The following is a 15,662-nucleotide window of genomic DNA, read 5'->3' as shown; positions in this document are numbered from 1 at the left end:
GCGAAGTGGCTCATTGGCTGGGGGATTTGCGGCGGGAGCCGGCCGGCTTGCGAGTGCCGCTAGAGCGTCGGGTGCTACCGGAGCCGGCTTCCTTGCTTGTGCCGGTCTTGCTCGTACTGGTCTTGCTCGTGCCGGTCTTGCTGCGTCGAGAGATTCCGCTCTTGCGCCGCGCACCATTGCCCTTGCGTGCCCCGGAATTCTTGCGCGGTGTCGCGCCACCCACACTGGCCAGTGCAGCGCTCAGGCGGCTGGCCGAGCTGTCAGCCAGCAGGGCACGCAGGTCATCGACCAGCTCGCTCAGAAAAGGCGCTGCCGGATCGCCCTGCTCGTGAATCATGCTCAGGCGCTGCTCCCACAGGGCGGTACGTTCGGGGCGGGAGACGGCGTCCGGCAGCGCATGGATCAGGGCTCGACCGATACGCGTGGAGCGCATGGCCTGGCCATCGCGCACCAGGTAGCCGCGATTGATCAGTGTCTCCAGCATGCCCGCACGTGTCGCCTCGGTGCCCAGGCCATCCACATCACGTAGCGTCCGGCGTACCGCATCATCTTCCACGTAGCGGGCGATGTTCATCATCGCCTGTATGAGACTGGCATCATTGAAGGGCTCCGGCGGGCGGGTCTCCTTCTCCTCGATACCGCAGTCGAGCACGCAGGCCGGCTCGCCTTCCTGCAAGGCGGGCAGAGGAGGCGGGGTCTTGTCGTCTGCCGGGGCCTTGTCGTCGGATGCCTGTGCCGCGCGCTGGAACAGCACCTTCCAGCCTTCGTCGATGACGCTGCGGCCACTGGCGCGGAAGGGCTCCTTGGCGAAACGCAGCTCGACCTTGACCTCACGATAGCGGTAGGCCGGATAGAACTGGGCCAGCACGTTGCGGGTGATCATGCGGTAGAGGTTAGCTTCGTCACGCGACAGGCGTGCGTAGTCCGGCTCGCGCCCTGTCGGTGCCAGGGCATGGTGGGCGCTGACCTTGGCGTCATTGAAGGCGCGTGAGCGCAGGCTGAAATCCGCGCCGCCACTGAAACGCTCAAGCTCATCATCGCCACTGCAGGCACTGATCATCAGATTGGCCATGCCGGCATGATGCTCGCGCGGCAGGTAGCGGCAATCGGAGCGCGGGTAGGTGATCAGCTGATGTCGCTCGTAGAGGGCCTGGCAGGTGTCGAGCACCTTCTGGGCCGGCAGGCGATAGCGGCGAGCGGCATCGACCTGAAGCGCCGAGAGCGAGTAGGGCAGCGGCGCGGGCTGGGACTTGTCGCTGGCCTCGACGCTCTCGACGTGACCATCGCCCGGGGTCTTCAGTGTCGCCAGATGGCGGGCGAGGCGCTCTGCGGGGCGGCTGTCCAGCAGGCGGCCCTTGTCATCCAGTGGCAGTTGAGTGCCCTTGGCCGCGAGCCGTTGCAGCCACGGGGAGCTGGGGGCATGCCACCAGGCCTTGAAGCTGCCGGTCGCCACGCCGGCCTCGATCCACAACGGGAAGAAGGCACGCGGCTCGAAGGCCTCGATCTCCTCGTCGCGACGCACCACCAGCCCCAGCAGCGGTGTCTGCACGCGCCCCACCGACAACACGCCATCATGGCCGGCCTGACGGCCCGTCAATGTCCAGGCGCGTGTCAGATTCATGCCATACAGCCAGTCGGCGCGCTGGCGGGCCAGCGCGGCTTCGTACAGAGGTTGCCAGCGCTGATTGTCATCCAGCTTGTTGAGGGCACGCGTGACGGCGGGGCGGTTCATGTCGCTGATCAACAGGCGTTTGACCGGCCCACGCCAGCGCATGTGCTCGAGCACTTCCTGCACCAGCAACTGGCCTTCGCGATCCGGGTCGCCGGCATGTATCACCTCGTCAGCCAGCTTGAGCTGTTCTCGAATGGTCTTGAGCTGGCCGCGTGCCTGACTGCGTGGCTTGAGTTTCCACTGTGCTGGAATGATCGGCAGGTGATCCAGTGACCAGCGCTTGAAGCGCTCGTCATAGTCGTCCGGCGGCGCCTGTTCGAGCAGGTGGCCGATACACCAGGTGACGCGAGTGTCTCCGGCATCGATATAGCCGTCGCGCTTGCTGCTGCGCCCGGGCAGGGCCTCGGCGATGGCGCGGGCGAGACTGGGCTTTTCGGCGATGATCAGGCGCATCGGTCATCCTGGCGGTCAGTGGCGCGTTGCATGGTGATCCATACAGTATGCCGCTGGCACGGCGCGGGGATCAATCGTCGTCGAGGGCACGGCGTGCCTGAACGAGCGCACGATACCAGTCGCGGTTGGCGGTCTGGATCAGCGGCGGGCGGTTGGAGAGGTAGCTGATCGGGTGGTGATCCGCCGGCTGGTAGTTGCTGAGCATGTTGAGCGTCGCCTCCCGCGCCCCGAAGGTGTCGCGCAGGAAGTCGATCGCCAGCGGTTCCAGTTCGACGCGATAGTGACGCACCAGCGCGATGGCCAGCGATTCGGCGGTACGTGACAGGTCGTCGTCGATCTCGCGCACCATGGCACTGCCGAGGGCCGCCTTGGCGGCGGCGGACTGGTTGGGCTCCAGCTGGCCGAAGTAGGCGGCATTCGAGCCATTGATGGCGCGCTGGACGGCCGGGCGTGAGAGGTGGATGTGCGGTTCGAGCGCCAGGGCGATCTCGATCGCCATGGCCTTTGCCTTGTCGACGCCGACGCGCAGGATCGTCTCGCGGGCCTGAGAGGCGATCTCGCTGTCGACGCGCTTGATGTGACTCTTGCTGAGGTGATCCGCCAGGTGCTTGCAGACCTCCGCCTTGGCCTCGTCATCCAGCGCAATGGTCTTTTCCTGGATGCGCAGACCGCGCCGCCCCGGCCCGACACGCAGGCGGGTGGCATCGTCGGACATCTGCGAGGAGATATTCTCCCAGCGCTTGGACATCTTGAGGAAGACGGCGTGGCTGCGACCGACCTGCTCATAGGCACTGGTGACCGTCTTGTAGAGGCGAATGGCGTTGGTGAGGATGTCGGCGCGCGTCCGCAGGGCGCTGCGATGTTCACGGTCACCCTCGTTGACGGCGATCGCCAGGTGCGTCACCTGCTCGGCGAGCGCGTCCATGGCCTGGGTGGAGCGCTCCAGCAGTACCTCGGCCCTGAGCCCGGAGGCGGCATCTTCCACCAGAGTGCCGGACTGCTCCGCCAGATAGACCGTCAGCGCCTTGAGGCGTGAAAGCCCCGTCGCCTGGCGGATGCGGTAGCGGGAACGGGCGTGCTCGAGATTGTCCAGCGTGCGAGCCAGCTTCCAGCGTCCACGATATTCGAAGGTCAGCAGCGGGATCTTGCGTCCGCTGATCAACTCGAAGGCCAGGATCAGCATCTCCTCCACGTCCTGCATCGTCATCAGCAGGTCGTTGTCCTGCTCGATGGCGGCCAGCACACGCTCGATGAAGTTCTCGTCACGAGGCACGCCCTTGTGCAGGTCTGGCGCACGGCCCTCGAAGCGCTCACGCAGCAGGCCGATGGCCTCGGGCGCCAGCTCCGCCAGCTCATTGAACTGGGGCTCGAGCCATTCGCGGTTCAGGGTGTTCATGTCGCGGATACGGGCGTGCAGACCGATGCGACGATAGACGTCGATCTGACTGATGATGCGGGCGGCGTCACGATCATCCAGCAGCTCCAGCGCCGCCAGCTCCACGCCTTCCGGTGCGAGATCCTGCTTGCGCAGCAGCATGGCAGCGGCTTCGCGGCGACGGGCATCGCCTTCCAGGCTCTCGACGATCAGGTTGCGCGTGGCGAGGATCAGCTCAGGCACGGTATCGATGACGCGCTCGATCTTGGCCTCGGTGCGGTCATAGCGGCGAGAACTGGTCAGGTTGTGGGCGATGTTGGCCACGATCCCCGCGACACCGGTGATGACGGTGTAGGAGATGAAGAAGATGTAGTTCTCGAAGGTGGGTTCCTTGCCATACCCGAGCAGATAGCCCCCCCAGGCACCGATCAGCGTCACCGGGCCGGCCGTCCACAGGATCTGCATCAGGCTCACTGACCATGGCACGCGCTCGACGGCCTGGGTGATGCGGCGAATCTCGTCCCGGCCTTCACGCTCAAGACGCACCTGGGGTGCATCATTGGCAGGGTTGGCGCGGGGACGAAAGAGACTCGGCAGCAACAAGACAGACTTCCTTCAATCAATGGGGCACGTCCGCGGGACGCGGCATGGGCTTGCGGGGTAGGCAGGGGCAGCGCAAGGGATCGCTGGCGAAAGGCGCTGCTAACAGTAGCACTGGCGACCCATTTCGCTCCAGTGAGCGGCACGCCGTCACGCGCCTGACCATGCTAGAATTTCGCCGCGGCTGACAGCCAGGCGTAGGCCGCCAGTTCATCAGTTCAGATGCTGCAGAGACATCGAATCGCTCAGGAGGTCGTGTGGAACAAGTCGCAGTAACGGGGGCGCCAGCAGGGGAAGGGGCGCGCGCCGGGGATGTCGTGCTGCTGGACGGCGGCATGGGGCAGGAGCTGGTGCGTCGCAGCGGTCGTGAGCCGACACCGCTGTGGTCCTCCCAGGTCATGCTGGATCAGCCCGAGCTGGTGCGAGATCTGCATCTGGATTTCATTCGTGCCGGCTCCCGGGTCATCACGCTCAATACCTATACGGCCACGCCCCAACGCCTGACGCTGGCGGGAGTCGGCGAGACCATCGGCGCCGTGCATGCGGCCGCTGGCAAGGCGGCGCGGGATGCCATCGCCCTGAGTGGCGAGACGGATATCCGCGTGGCCGGTTGTCTGCCGCCACTGGTCGCGACCTATCGGCCCGATGTCGCACCGGATCAGGAAGAATCGCTGGCCAGTTATCGCACCCTGGTGGCGCTGCAGGCGCCCTTGGTCGATGTGCTGCTCTGCGAAGCGCTGTCCTCGCATGACGAGGCACAGGCCGCCGCCACTGCAGCGCTGGAAAGTGGCCTGCCGGTGTGGGTCTCGTTGACCGTGAAGGACGATCTGAATGCGACCCTGCGCAGCGGTGAGCCGCTGGCGGACACCGTCGCCATGCTGGAAGCGCTCGGCGTGGATGCCATTCTGATCAACTGCAGTGCGCCGGAGGCCATTCAGGGCAGCCTTGACACGCTGCTTGGCAGTTCGCTGCCGGCGGGCGCCTATGCCAACGGCTTCACGTCGATCGCGGCGCTCAAGCCCGGCGGTACCGTCAAGGACCTCAAGGCGCGCGAGGATCTCGGGCCTGAGCAGTATGCTGCCCATGCGCTGGGCTGGGTGCAGCGGGGACTGCGTATCGTCGGCGGCTGCTGCGAGGTCGGTCCGGCGCACATCGCCTGCCTGTCCGAGCAGCTCAAGGCGGCCGGTCATCGCTGTGTCTCCCGACTGGGGGAGTGAACGATGAGGCGTGAGGCATCATCGTGATAGACTCCGCCTCCTGCTTCGCAGGCCCCGTCGGGCGCCATGTCCGCGGGGCCGTGAAACGTTTTTTCTAGGGAGATGCCATGCTTGCCGAGTGGGTCGAACGGCTCTTGAGTTACGCCAGTGGGGCACTTGATGCCATCCGCTCTGATGAATCCTTTCCTGCCTTCATGCAGTGGGCGCATTCGGAGGGGGTGAATTACAGCGGTGGTGATGAGGCGCTGGCGGTAGCACTGGCACCGGTGCTGTGGAGCCAGACGCCGCTGGTACGCCTCGATTTCGCCTGCGAGCCGCTGGCACCGCCCGGTCGCAACGAGCCCTGCTGGTGCGATTCCGGCCGCAAGTACAAGCAGTGCTGTGACAAGGTCCAGTTGCCGCCGATACCGGAGCACCTGATGTGGATGCTGTCGCTGCGCGAGTTCAAGGGCGAGCAGCTCAAGGCCGCATTGGCTTCGCGGCTCGCGCCGGCTCAGGCGCTGCTGGAGGCGGGACTGATCAGTGCCGAGGCCGGTAGCCGCGGGCGTGCCCAGCAGATCATGGAAGCGTTGTTTGACACCAGTGACTGGTCGCGCCTTCCGGAGCAGGCCGAGCCTGGCTTCGAGCTGCTGCTGGATCTCTATCAGGAGCGCGGCTTCACCCGCAAGAAGGCCCTGTTGCTGGATGAGGTGCTGGAGCGTGGTCCCGCCTTCCTGCGCGGTGTGGCACTGGAGCATCAGTGCCTGCTGCACCTGGACAGTGATGACCTCGGCTCGGCGCGAGCCGCCTTCGTCCGCGCGCAGCAGACCCTGCCGGACTCGCCGACGCTGGCCTACATCGAAGCCATGCTGCTGCTGCATGAAGGGCAGCCGGAAGAGGCGCAGGAGCGTGCGCGCTTCTGGTGGCGGCGTCTCTCCAAGCAGAAGGATATCGAACCGGGGCAGCTGGAGTTCCTGGCTGATCTGGCCGAGAACCCGCGTGCGACGCTCGCCGAGCAGATGGTCAATTCCGACGAGTCACTCTCGGATTCACTGGCCTCGCTGCAGGCGTTGTTCGAGGTGATCGAGCACCCGTCGCGTCTGGCGCTGGAGACTCAGGACGACGGCAGTCTGCTGTTTCGTCAGAATGCCGAGCAGGCGGTGACACTGGGGCTCTGGGAAGCGGTATTCCCGGCGCGGATCGAGGAAGAGGCAGCGCTGGCGCTGGATGTCGACCCGTGGGAGACCCAGGACCCCAACGAGTGGCTGCAACAGCTGTGTGCCAGTCCCGAATGGCTGGATGTTCCTGCGGTCTGTCAGGGATTGATCCTGGCGCTGGCCAGTCGTTTCGGCAGTCTGCCGTGGATGTCGGACACCTTCTTCGTGCCGTTGGCGCGTCGTTTCGAGCGCTGGCTCGACCAGATCGAACAGGCCGGCGGCCTGCTGCGCTGGGAGGATGGTGACAACGCCCAGTTGCTGCGTTGTGGGCTGGGGCTGGTGATCGGCATGGAGCGCGGTGAGCGCGAGCGCTCACGTCAGCTGGCGGAGCGCCTGCTCAAGCTGGACGAGGAAGACAGTCTCGGTCTGCGCGAGCTGGTGCTGGATCAGCTGCTGCGCGAAGGCCGCGATGATGAGGCCGTCATCCTGGCGGAGCACGATATCTCACGCCGTGCTCTCGAGGATGAAATGCCGTTGCTGGGCATTCTGATGGGGCATGTGCTGGCACTCTATCGTCTGGGACGTCAGGCGGATGCCGAAGAGGCACTGGTGATCGTGCGCGAGGCCAACTCCCACCTGATCAGCCTGCTGGTGGCGGAGCACCCGCGACCGGTGAGTCTGGCGGTGGAAGCGCCGGAGCCCGGCACGCGAGGCGAGGCCTGGCAGTATCGCACCCTGATGCGCGATCAGTGGAAGCGCAGCGAAGGCGCGCTTGCCTGGTTGGCCAAGCACCGCTGAGCCGGTGTCAAGGGTCGCTCATGCTGCCTGACGAGTGATCGCAAGCGCTCACATGACATGGCCTCGTGTGCCAAGGTCCCGTATGACGAGGCCCGAAGGAAAAACCCCCGCAGTGCTTAGGCACTGCGGGGGTTTTTTGTACCTCGCCTCGTATCGTGAGGCGGGCTCAGGGGGATGCGTGTAGGGGGGCGATCACTGCTGCTTGCCTTGCTGGCGTAGCCGCCAGGCTTCCCGCAAGGCTGCGCGCAGGCCCGGGGTCTGCCCGACCTGAATGGCCTCCAGCGTCGCGGCGAAGGCGTCCGGCGTGGCACGCCAGTCAGGAGGCTGGAGAGCCCCGGCGCTGCTGACGCCGACTCGGTCCAGTGGGGGCGGGGCATGTTCCGGCAGTATGCCCAGCAAGCGCATGTGACCGTTCTGTACCTGGCGCAGACGGTGCACGAGCGCCTTGTGGCGCGCTCCCAGAGGCCGGACCGCCACGCTGATCAAGCCGGCCAGGAGACGTTCCTGCCATTGAGGGCGTGCCGGGTTGCGATAGGCCACGCCACGCTGAGAGGCTGCTCCCGCCTGGCGTCGGTCCTTGAACCAGTGGGGGGCGCGCTCATCGAGTGCCTCCCCTTCAAACAGGATGCCGGCGGTCATCTGTTGACCACCATGCACACGGGTGAAGGGCAGGATGACGCAGTCCTCGAGCATGGCGCCTTCTTCCACATAGCTGCCCTGCTCGACACAGCAGCGTCCCTGCAGCAGCACGCCGGGCTCCACATGGGTGGTGATGCCGGCAAAGCCCCCGCTGAGGCGCGATTCATCCAGGCGCGTCGCGCCGGCGGCATAATAGACGTGGTGCAGGTCCTGCTCGCCGGGCAGCACACCGCGCTCCCCATGGGGTGACAGGCGTGTGTCGTCGGTCGCCAGAGCCTGCATCACCAGGGCGTGGTAATGCGACAGCGAGCCCAGCAGGGCTGGCCCCAGCCGGGAGTTGTCGCGCACATCACGCCAATGCAATCGGCCAAGGGCCGGGTCCTTGAGAGAGGATGGCAGGCAAAGCGGTGCCTCAAGCGTCATGGCCAGCTCACTGATGTCCAGACTGTCGGGCATGAACCACTCCGGCATCAGCAGTACATCGGCGCGCAGTACCGGGGCAGGCAGGGCCGCCATGGCCCCGAGGCGCTTGAGCTGCTCACGCGGGTCGCGCTCCCCGGGCATCGGCAGGATGTCGAGCTCGATCCCCCAGCGTGAGCCATCGGCGAGTCGTGCCCGGAACCATTCGGGGTCACGGGCGATGATCAGACTGATATGCGTCACGCCGCGCCCGACCAGCAGATCGAGATTGCGTTCCAGCACGCTGCGGCCGGCGATCGGCAGCAGGGCCGGAGAATAACGGCGGTCAATCGGCGCGATCTCCTGACCGAGGCGGTCTGCCAACAGGATCACATGCATCGCAGACCTCCTTGGCATGCATCGTGAGAGTGACGCGCTGCAGGGCGAGTGGCGAGGTGGGTATCACGCATCAATAGGCTCCGCGACTGGTCAGGACGGCAGGAATCGTGCGCAACAGCAGCTTGATGTCCTCCTTGATGCCCTGACGGTGCAGGTAGAAGAGATCCAGATGAATCTGTTGCTCGAAGGACAGATCGGAGCGTCCGGACACCTGCCACAGGCCGGTCAGCCCCGGGGTGGCATCCAGGCGCATGCGGGCGCGAGCCTCATACAACGCCACCTCGCGGGCGAGCGCGGGGCGCGGCCCCACCAGCGCCATCTCGCCGCGCAGCACGTTCCACAGTTGCGGCAGTTCATCGATGGACAGCTTGCGGATCACGCGTCCCACCCGCGTGATCCGCGGGTCCTGCTTCATCTTGAACAGCACACCGCCCTCACTCTCGTTGGCGGCCTGCAGTTCACGCAGGCGCTCTTCCGCGTCGATATACATCGAGCGGAACTTCCACAGCTTGAAAGGCTTGCCATGCCGACCGATGCGCTCCTGTCCGAACAGGATGGCCCCGGGGGATTCCAGGCGAATGGCCAGCAGAGTGCCCAGCAGCAACGGTGACAGCACCAGCAGCACACCGATGGCGCCGACGATGTCCATCGTGCGGCGTGCGCGTGGGGTCAGCCAGTTGCTCACTCGCCATCGAAAATGTCGCCAGTTGGAGCGTGACTTCATCCACAGGCCTCGGCCGGGGATGGCCTCCTCGCCATACTTGCGCACGCTCAGCAGGAAGCTCGGATTGCCAAGCACATAGCGCTTGAACATGCGGCGTGGCTCCATCAGCAGACGCCAGGCCCACTCCATGCCAAGCTTGCGCACGACACCTGGCGCACGCGGAATGCGTTGCGAATAGAAGTCGAACAGACCGCCGACGCCCATCACCACTGGCACCTGGAGGCGCTCTCGGTGTGCAGCGATCCATTTTTCCTGAGCGGGCACGCCCATCGCCACCAGCAGCAGGTCAGTGCCCTGATTGATCTGTGCCAGAACGTCCTCGATGATTTCCGGCCCGATGAAACCATGGTGCACGCCACTGATCTCCAGATCTGGCCAGCGCTCCTTGAGTTTCTCCGCCATCCGCTCGGCGACGCCTGGCGCGGCCCCGAGCAAAAACAGCCGCTTGCCATCCGCGACCAGCATGTCGCACAGATGCGGCAGCAGGTCGGTGCCATTGAGGTTGGCTTCCAGCTCCTGGTCGAGCATGCGGCAGGCCAGTTTCACGCCACTGCCATCCGGCAGCAGCAGGTCGCTGTCATGCAGTACCTGCAGGTAATAGCGATCATGCTGTGCCACGTTCAGGCAGTGCGCATTGACGAAATTGACCGTGCGCGGCTGCGGGTCGCTGATCCAGCTCTTGAGCAGGCGCAGACAGGTCTCGAGACTGGTGTTGACGAAGGGCACGCCCAGCACCTTGACGTGTGGCAGTGTCCTGACGTGCTCAGTGGTGAAAAGCGTCTGATCGATGGATTGACTCATCATGGCGACTCCGCTTCGTGAGCGTCCTGCTGGCGTTCTGGCGTGACGGACCGTGGGCGTGGATCATTGTCGATCTTCTTCTTCTGGGCCTTGCCGATGATGCCCTGGGCGAGCCCTTCACAGCGCAGATAAAGGCGCTCGGGCATCACGCGCAGCATCAGTGCGGCGCCTGCCGTGGCCGCAGTGCGGCCGAATTCGGCCTTCCAGATGCCTGGCCAGGCCTTGATGGCGCGGCGGACATAATCCCAGGCGGCCTTGCCGTCACGCAGTCGAATCGCCTGGCGTGCCAGATAGCGCAGCTGGTAGGCCTGGGCGCGGGGATACCATTGTTCGATGAAGTCGGGCGCATAGGCGCGTGTCAGCTCGACGATCGCCAGCCAGCTCTGGTACTGGCGCTCCAGCTGTGCGGAAAGCCCGCCTTCATTGAGGCGGTAGCGGGTCAGCGGCTCGGGAATGCCTTCCACCGTGGTGCCGGTCTTGAGGGCGATGCGTGTCCAGCACTCGATGTCTTCGCTCTGACGCAGGCTTTCATCGAAGTAGCAGGGCAGCACGCCAACTCCCTTGACCTCGCAGTCGAAGGCGATGGCCTCGAGAATCTCGCCGCGGATGACTGGCGCCGAGCCATTGCCCACCGGGTTGCGACAGAACAGCAGCCCCGGCGTGATGTCGGTCAGGCTTGGCATCTGGAAGTAGTCCAGCGGTGCGCCGTCGATATCGATGAAGGCCGAGCGCGAGAAGGACAACCCTACCTCGGGGCGTGCCTCGAAGTGCTCGCGGTGGCGCGCAAGTTTCGCGGGCTCCCAGATGTCATCGGAGTCGAGGAAGGCCAGATAACGGCCCTGTGCGGCGCGCACGCCGGTATTGCGGGCCCCGGCTAGCCCGCGATTGACCGGATGAGAGATCAGTGTGATGCGCGGGTCGTCATAGGCTTCGCAGATCGCCCGGCTGCCATCGGGGGAGCAGTCATCGATGATGAGCAGTTCAAGATCGCCATCCTCCTGCGCCAGCACGCTGTCGATGGCGGCCGCGACGAAACGTTCGACGTTGTAGATCGGCATGATGACCGAAAAGGTCGGGGTCATGGTCTGGCCTCCTGGACGTCCCTGTCTGGGGAAAGCGATGCGGTGGATGCTGCGTGAGGTGTGTCTGGCGAGTCTGGTGGCCGGGTCGATGTATGTGCCATCAAGCCGTCCTGAGTGAGGATCAGCCGGCGTGTCCACAGATAGCCGGGCAGGGCGGCCAGGCTGATGCCGACCAGAATGCCGGCCGCGACGCCGTTGATGCCGAAGGGCACGCCAGCGAACATGCCGGCGCCGAGCATCAGCGTCATGAAGATCTGCAGTTTGAGGTCTGCCCCGGGCATGCCCTGGGCGCGCAGCAGCTGGCCGCAGCTGTCGAGCAGAATGCGCGGCAGGGCCGAGAGGCAGATCAGGATCAGGATCGGCAGGGCACCACGCTCGACCCAGGCCTCCCCGAACAGGATCGGCACGTACCAGGGCGCCAGCAGGCTCTGGGCGATGATGGCGGGCACCGCGATCAGCGCGAACAGGCGCATGCCGTGGTGCATGCGCGCCAGTCGCTCACGCGAGGTCATGTCGCCACACAGCTGCGGGAAGATGGCGGTGGAGTAGGCGCGCAGGAGGCCAAGGCTGATACCGAGTCCGGCATTGAAGGCGAAGAAGTAGACCCCGAGCACGTCCATGGCGAACAGGGCGCCGACCAGCAGGTAATCCATCTGCTGACGTAGCACCGAGACCACTTCGACGCCCATCATCGGGCGCGCGAAGCGCATCAGCGGACGCGACCACAGCGTGGAGGGGCGCTCATCGATGCGCCATGACTCGCACCAGCGGTAGCTCAATGTCCAGATGGGCGTCACGATCAGCTTGGGCAGGATCAAGGCCCAGAACCCGGCTCCCATGGCGGCCAGCAGCATCACGCCGAGTGCCTCGCCGATGCTCTGGCCCATCTCGATGCGGGCCGTGACGTGCAGGCGGTTGCTGCGCAGGATGCGCGCCGCGTTGATGGCGGCGGGGGGCAGCATCGGGAAGATCAGCGCCAGCGCCATCAACGGCAGGGTCAGATCGGGAGCGTCATAGAGGTAGGCCAGCAGCGGGGCCAGTGCCATCTGCAGCACCATCAGGCCAAGGCACACCACCCAATTGAACCAGTAGGCATCGCGGCACAGACGCTCATACCCGTCGCGACCGGCCTGTACCAGGGCAGGCACCACGGCGGCATTGGAGATGGCGTGCATGATCTCGTGTGCGGTGAGCACGATGGCGGCGATACCGAAGGATTCCGGCGCGATCATGCGTGCGGCCACCAGGGTGGCACCCAGTCGGGCGATGCGGTGAACCCCTTGCGACATGCCCATCCATGCCAGGTTGCGGATCAGTTGGCCATTGCCGCCTTCTCCGCCACCTGACAGGCGTGTCCTGAGTCGCGTGATCACTCCCATCGCCTGGCTCCCTGCCTTGTCGTGCCCTGTGCAGGCATCTGATCTTGTCAGTCATGCGGATTGATGACTTGTGTCGCCACTCTAGCGCAATGGACTGATGAATTGGCGTGATCTGACGCAGTCCTGTTCCACTATCGGGTCATTTCGCTGCATCACCGTTGCCTGCGCTGGCGGGGTGGGCATCGGGTTCGGGATGAGATGCCTCCACATCCACCGGCCCCCTGTTGTGGATATGCCCCTCACTGGCGGGCAGGCTCGCCAGCTGGTGTGCCTTGCCGATCAGGATCAGCCCCGGCCAGATCAGATAGGCCAGGATCTCCAGGTTCTCGCCGAAGGAGTAGACGAACAGCAGCCCGACCATGATCAGTCCCAGCTGCACGACAGGCCGGCCGACCACGAAGCGCAGCAGATGCAGCAGGCTGACCAGCATCGGAATCAACAGCGCGAACAGACCGAAGATGCCCTTGACGAACAGCAGTCCATACCAGCTGTGGTGCGAGCCGATCGGCATGTACTCCACCAGGTGCGGGCCGCGCTCGACGATGCCGTGGCCGAACCACGGCGCCTCGTTGCGCCAGCGGTCCACCGCGATGCGCCCCAGCGCGGCGCGCACGCGGGTCGAGTCCGCCCGTGAGCCCTTGAAGGCGGCGATGAAATTGTCGATGGCTTCCAGAATCGGCGCGCCGAGAAAGCCGCCGATCAGACTCGCGCCGGAGAAGCTGAACCACAGCCACGGCTTGTGCAGGCGCTTGAGCAGGAACATCCCGGCGCTGATCAACACCAGCGACACCAGCGCCATGCGCGAGCCGGACATCAGGATCATCAGCACGCTGCCACCGATGCCGATCGCCTTCCATATCGGGTGCTTTTCCAGCAGGGCGCAGGCGAAATAGATGCTGGCGACAAAGCCCACCGCCGGTGCCCAGGGGGTGAAGAGTCGCCAGCGTGGCATGCCGCTGCCGGGGTCGATCTCGTAGAGGGAAACGGCGAAGAATTCCGGTCCCGGCCCCCCGATGGCCTGCAGTGGCGAGACGAAGGGCACCTGGGGCAGCCCTGCCAGCCAGGCGCCGACGAACACCGGCAGCAACAGCATGGTATGCAGGCAGACGTGCATGGCCGCGCGGATGATCACCGCCGGGCGGATCGCCAGGCAGCCGATGATCGGGAAGACCGCCAGCAGCGCCCAGCCCTTGGCCCAGCCGATGGAGGACTTGATCAGCTTGCCGGTGCCCAGATTCTCGATAAGATGGCCGGCCAGCAGCGAGAATTCCATCACCAGCATGCCGATGATCCATACCCACAGTGGCCAGGGGAGGCGCGGAAAGCGTTGACGGCCCTTGAGGTGCAGCCAGGCGGCGCGCATCACCAGAGACCAGGCCAGCACCGGGGCCAGTACGTAGAGTCCACCGATCAGGTAGAACAGGTAGGTCGCGGTGATCGAGAACCAGATGATGCGCTCTTCCGGGGTCTCGGGGCGGACATCCGCCTCTGGCCCGGCCTTCAGGGAAAACATCGGCGGCTCACACGCTTTGCTGCAAGCGCAGCAGGTAGGGTTTTCTGACCCACAGGAGGATCAGGCCGATGATGCTGAAGACGCTCGCGGCCAGCGCACCGACGATGGCCAGCTTGATGCCCAGCGAGTCAGCCTTCTCGGGCAGTGGCGGCGGGTCGAGGATCTGCAGCATCGGGTAGCTGGCGAAGGGGTCGATCTGGCCGATGTCGATCTTGGCCAATGCCGTGGTGTAGACCGCCGTGGCGACCTGTTGCTCGCGCAGCAGGTCCTGCAGCTGGGCCGCCTTGGCGACACTGTTGTCCAGTCGTTGCTGGCGAGCTGCCAGATTGGCGCGTCCGGTCTCGAGCTCGCTGATCACGCCGCGCCGCTGGGTGTCCAGGGTGATCAGCTCACCGACCAGGCTGTCCTGGTTGGCATGGCCGGCGGCGGCCCGCAGTGCATTCTGGTTGCGTGAGGTCTGGCGGGGCAGCAACTCCCGCATGCGTGAGGCCAGCGAGCGTTCCAGTGAAGCGAGCCCCGCGGCCAGATTGATGACTTCCGGGTTGCGCTCGCCCCACTTGCCGCGCGCTTCATCGAGACTGGCCGCCTGCTCCGCTGCCTGCGTCAGCAGCGCCTGGTAGCGAGCATCACGCTGCAGTGCGATCACGCCCCCCGCCTGACTGGCATCGAGCCCCAGTCGGCTGGACAGGGTGGCGAGGCGGGCATTCAGCGCCGACAGCTCGCCATCCCGCATCTCGAGGGTGTCCTTGAACTCCTCGACACTCAGTGTCAGCTCCTTGAATTGCTCCATGGAGACCAGGCCTGACGTGGACTGGAAGTCCAGCAGCTTGCGCTGGGTGTCCTTGAGCGTGCGATCGTAGGTCTCGAGCGAGCGACGGATGACGGCTTCGCGTCGCGCCTGTTCATCGTTGCGCAGCTGTTCGATCACCTCATTGAAGGCATCGATGTGCGCATTGGCGCGTTCAAGCGCGGCCTTGGCGCTCGGTGCGCTGGCCTGGAAGGCGATCAGGGCGGTCTGGTCGGTCAGCTTGATCTTGGGCTTGGCGTAATCGTCGGGATGCATGTCGACCGTCCTGGCGGCACGCTCCAGCACGGCAGGGCTCTCGGCGATGGCGCGGTAGTTGACCTTGGGGTCCAGCGAGGAACTGGAATAGGACGAGTTGGCGCTGGTGCTGGCCTGGCCGATGCTCTCGAAGTTCACCGAAAGCCCCGAGCCGGTACCCGGCAGGATCATCGTCCAGCTGGTGGTATAGGTGACGGGTGCCACGGCGATGAAGGCGATGGTCAGCCCCCAGATGACACTCAGGATGGCGGTGGTCAACAACAGATAGGCCGCGCGGCGGGTGCGCGGGCGCATGCTGGAGCCACGAGCTGCCCAGCCCAGCAATACGCCAAGCATTCGACGCCCCAGTGAGGGCTTCGCCGTGTCTTGCGGCGTGTCGGGTGAGCGGGACTCTGTCATGCACATCCTTGTC

At 65.3% G+C, this 15,662-nt stretch carries 10 protein-coding genes; 2 read left to right on the top strand and 8 right to left on the bottom strand.

The genetic code is table 11. The features are described from left to right. Nucleotides 1-10: 10 nt before the first annotated feature. Nucleotides 11-2,125 carry a DNA topoisomerase III gene (locus ACZYGA_RS05490; protein ID WP_479398555.1) on the bottom strand — a complete coding sequence of 705 codons (2,115 nt, stop codon included), beginning with the start codon at nt 2,123-2,125 and terminating at the stop codon, nt 11-13. Between the two features lie 70 nt (nt 2,126-2,195). Continuing rightward, entirely contained in the window at nt 2,196-4,103 is a 1,908-nt protein-coding gene (locus tag ACZYGA_RS05485; RefSeq protein WP_077371752.1) for a hypothetical protein, read from the bottom strand. Nucleotides 4,104-4,357: 254 nt separating this feature from the next. On the opposite strand from ACZYGA_RS05485, the gene ACZYGA_RS05480 reads away from it, so the two are divergent. Both ACZYGA_RS05480 and ACZYGA_RS05475 read left to right on the top strand, forming a co-directional pair. After that, nucleotides 4,358-5,317 (top strand): homocysteine S-methyltransferase family protein, encoded by a 960-nt coding sequence (locus ACZYGA_RS05480; protein ID WP_240499581.1) that lies wholly within the window; start codon nt 4,358-4,360, stop codon nt 5,315-5,317. 107 nt (nt 5,318-5,424) lie between these two features. After that, nucleotides 5,425-7,251, top strand: coding sequence for an SEC-C metal-binding domain-containing protein (locus tag ACZYGA_RS05475; protein WP_479398554.1), 1,827 nt, complete (start codon nt 5,425-5,427; stop codon nt 7,249-7,251). Between the two features lie 192 nt (nt 7,252-7,443). Here ACZYGA_RS05475 and ACZYGA_RS05470 read toward each other — a convergent pair whose 3' ends face one another. From ACZYGA_RS05470 to ACZYGA_RS05445, 6 genes are all read right to left on the bottom strand, one after another. Further along, nucleotides 7,444-8,688, bottom strand: a complete 1,245-nt coding sequence (locus ACZYGA_RS05470; protein WP_279874240.1) for a glycosyltransferase family protein — start codon at nt 8,686-8,688, stop codon at nt 7,444-7,446. A 70-nt stretch (nt 8,689-8,758) separates the two neighbouring features. Next, complete coding sequence (locus ACZYGA_RS05465; protein ID WP_479398552.1) at nt 8,759-10,216, bottom strand: WecB/TagA/CpsF family glycosyltransferase; 1,458 nt, start codon at nt 10,214-10,216, stop codon at nt 8,759-8,761. Continuing rightward, nucleotides 10,213-11,295, bottom strand: a complete 1,083-nt coding sequence (locus tag ACZYGA_RS05460) for a glycosyltransferase family 2 protein (RefSeq protein WP_479398550.1) — start codon at nt 11,293-11,295, stop codon at nt 10,213-10,215. Before ACZYGA_RS05460 ends, ACZYGA_RS05465 begins: the two co-directional genes overlap by 4 nt. Further along, a complete protein-coding gene (locus ACZYGA_RS05455) occupies nt 11,292-12,674 on the bottom strand; it encodes an oligosaccharide flippase family protein (protein WP_479398548.1) in 1,383 nt (460 codons plus the stop codon). The genes ACZYGA_RS05460 and ACZYGA_RS05455 overlap by 4 nt, the downstream gene beginning before the upstream one ends. A 139-nt stretch (nt 12,675-12,813) precedes the next feature. Continuing rightward, the gene (locus tag ACZYGA_RS05450; protein ID WP_205700463.1) at nt 12,814-14,187 is read right to left on the bottom strand and encodes an O-antigen ligase family protein; all 1,374 of its coding nucleotides are present in this window, start codon (nt 14,185-14,187) and stop codon (nt 12,814-12,816) included. 7 nt (nt 14,188-14,194) lie between these two features. Beyond that, nucleotides 14,195-15,649, bottom strand: a complete 1,455-nt coding sequence (locus tag ACZYGA_RS05445) for a GumC family protein (protein ID WP_479398546.1) — start codon at nt 15,647-15,649, stop codon at nt 14,195-14,197. Nucleotides 15,650-15,662 lie beyond the last annotated feature (13 nt).

This window comes from Cobetia sp. BL01, from assembly GCF_056493605.1.
The sequence above is the reverse complement of the archived record's forward strand: the minus strand, read 5'-3'. Positions and strand labels throughout refer to the sequence as shown.

Bases quoted from the DNA above. Each gene is read 5' to 3' on its own strand.
- ACZYGA_RS05450 (WP_205700463.1), bottom strand. From the start codon at position 14,187: ATGTTTTCCCTGAAGGCCGGGCCAGAGGCGGATGTCCGCCCCGAGACC.
- ACZYGA_RS05465 (WP_479398552.1), bottom strand. From the start codon at position 10,216: ATGATGAGTCAATCCATCGATCAGACGCTTTTCACCACTGAGCACGTC.
- ACZYGA_RS05490 (WP_479398555.1), bottom strand. From the start codon at position 2,125: ATGCGCCTGATCATCGCCGAAAAGCCCAGTCTCGCCCGCGCCATCGCC.
- ACZYGA_RS05460 (WP_479398550.1), bottom strand. From the start codon at position 11,295: ATGACCCCGACCTTTTCGGTCATCATGCCGATCTACAACGTCGAACGT.
- ACZYGA_RS05470 (WP_279874240.1), bottom strand. From the start codon at position 8,688: ATGCATGTGATCCTGTTGGCAGACCGCCTCGGTCAGGAGATCGCGCCG.
- ACZYGA_RS05455 (WP_479398548.1), bottom strand. From the start codon at position 12,674: ATGGGAGTGATCACGCGACTCAGGACACGCCTGTCAGGTGGCGGAGAA.
- ACZYGA_RS05475 (WP_479398554.1), top strand. From the start codon at position 5,425: ATGCTTGCCGAGTGGGTCGAACGGCTCTTGAGTTACGCCAGTGGGGCA.
- ACZYGA_RS05445 (WP_479398546.1), bottom strand. From the start codon at position 15,649: ATGACAGAGTCCCGCTCACCCGACACGCCGCAAGACACGGCGAAGCCC.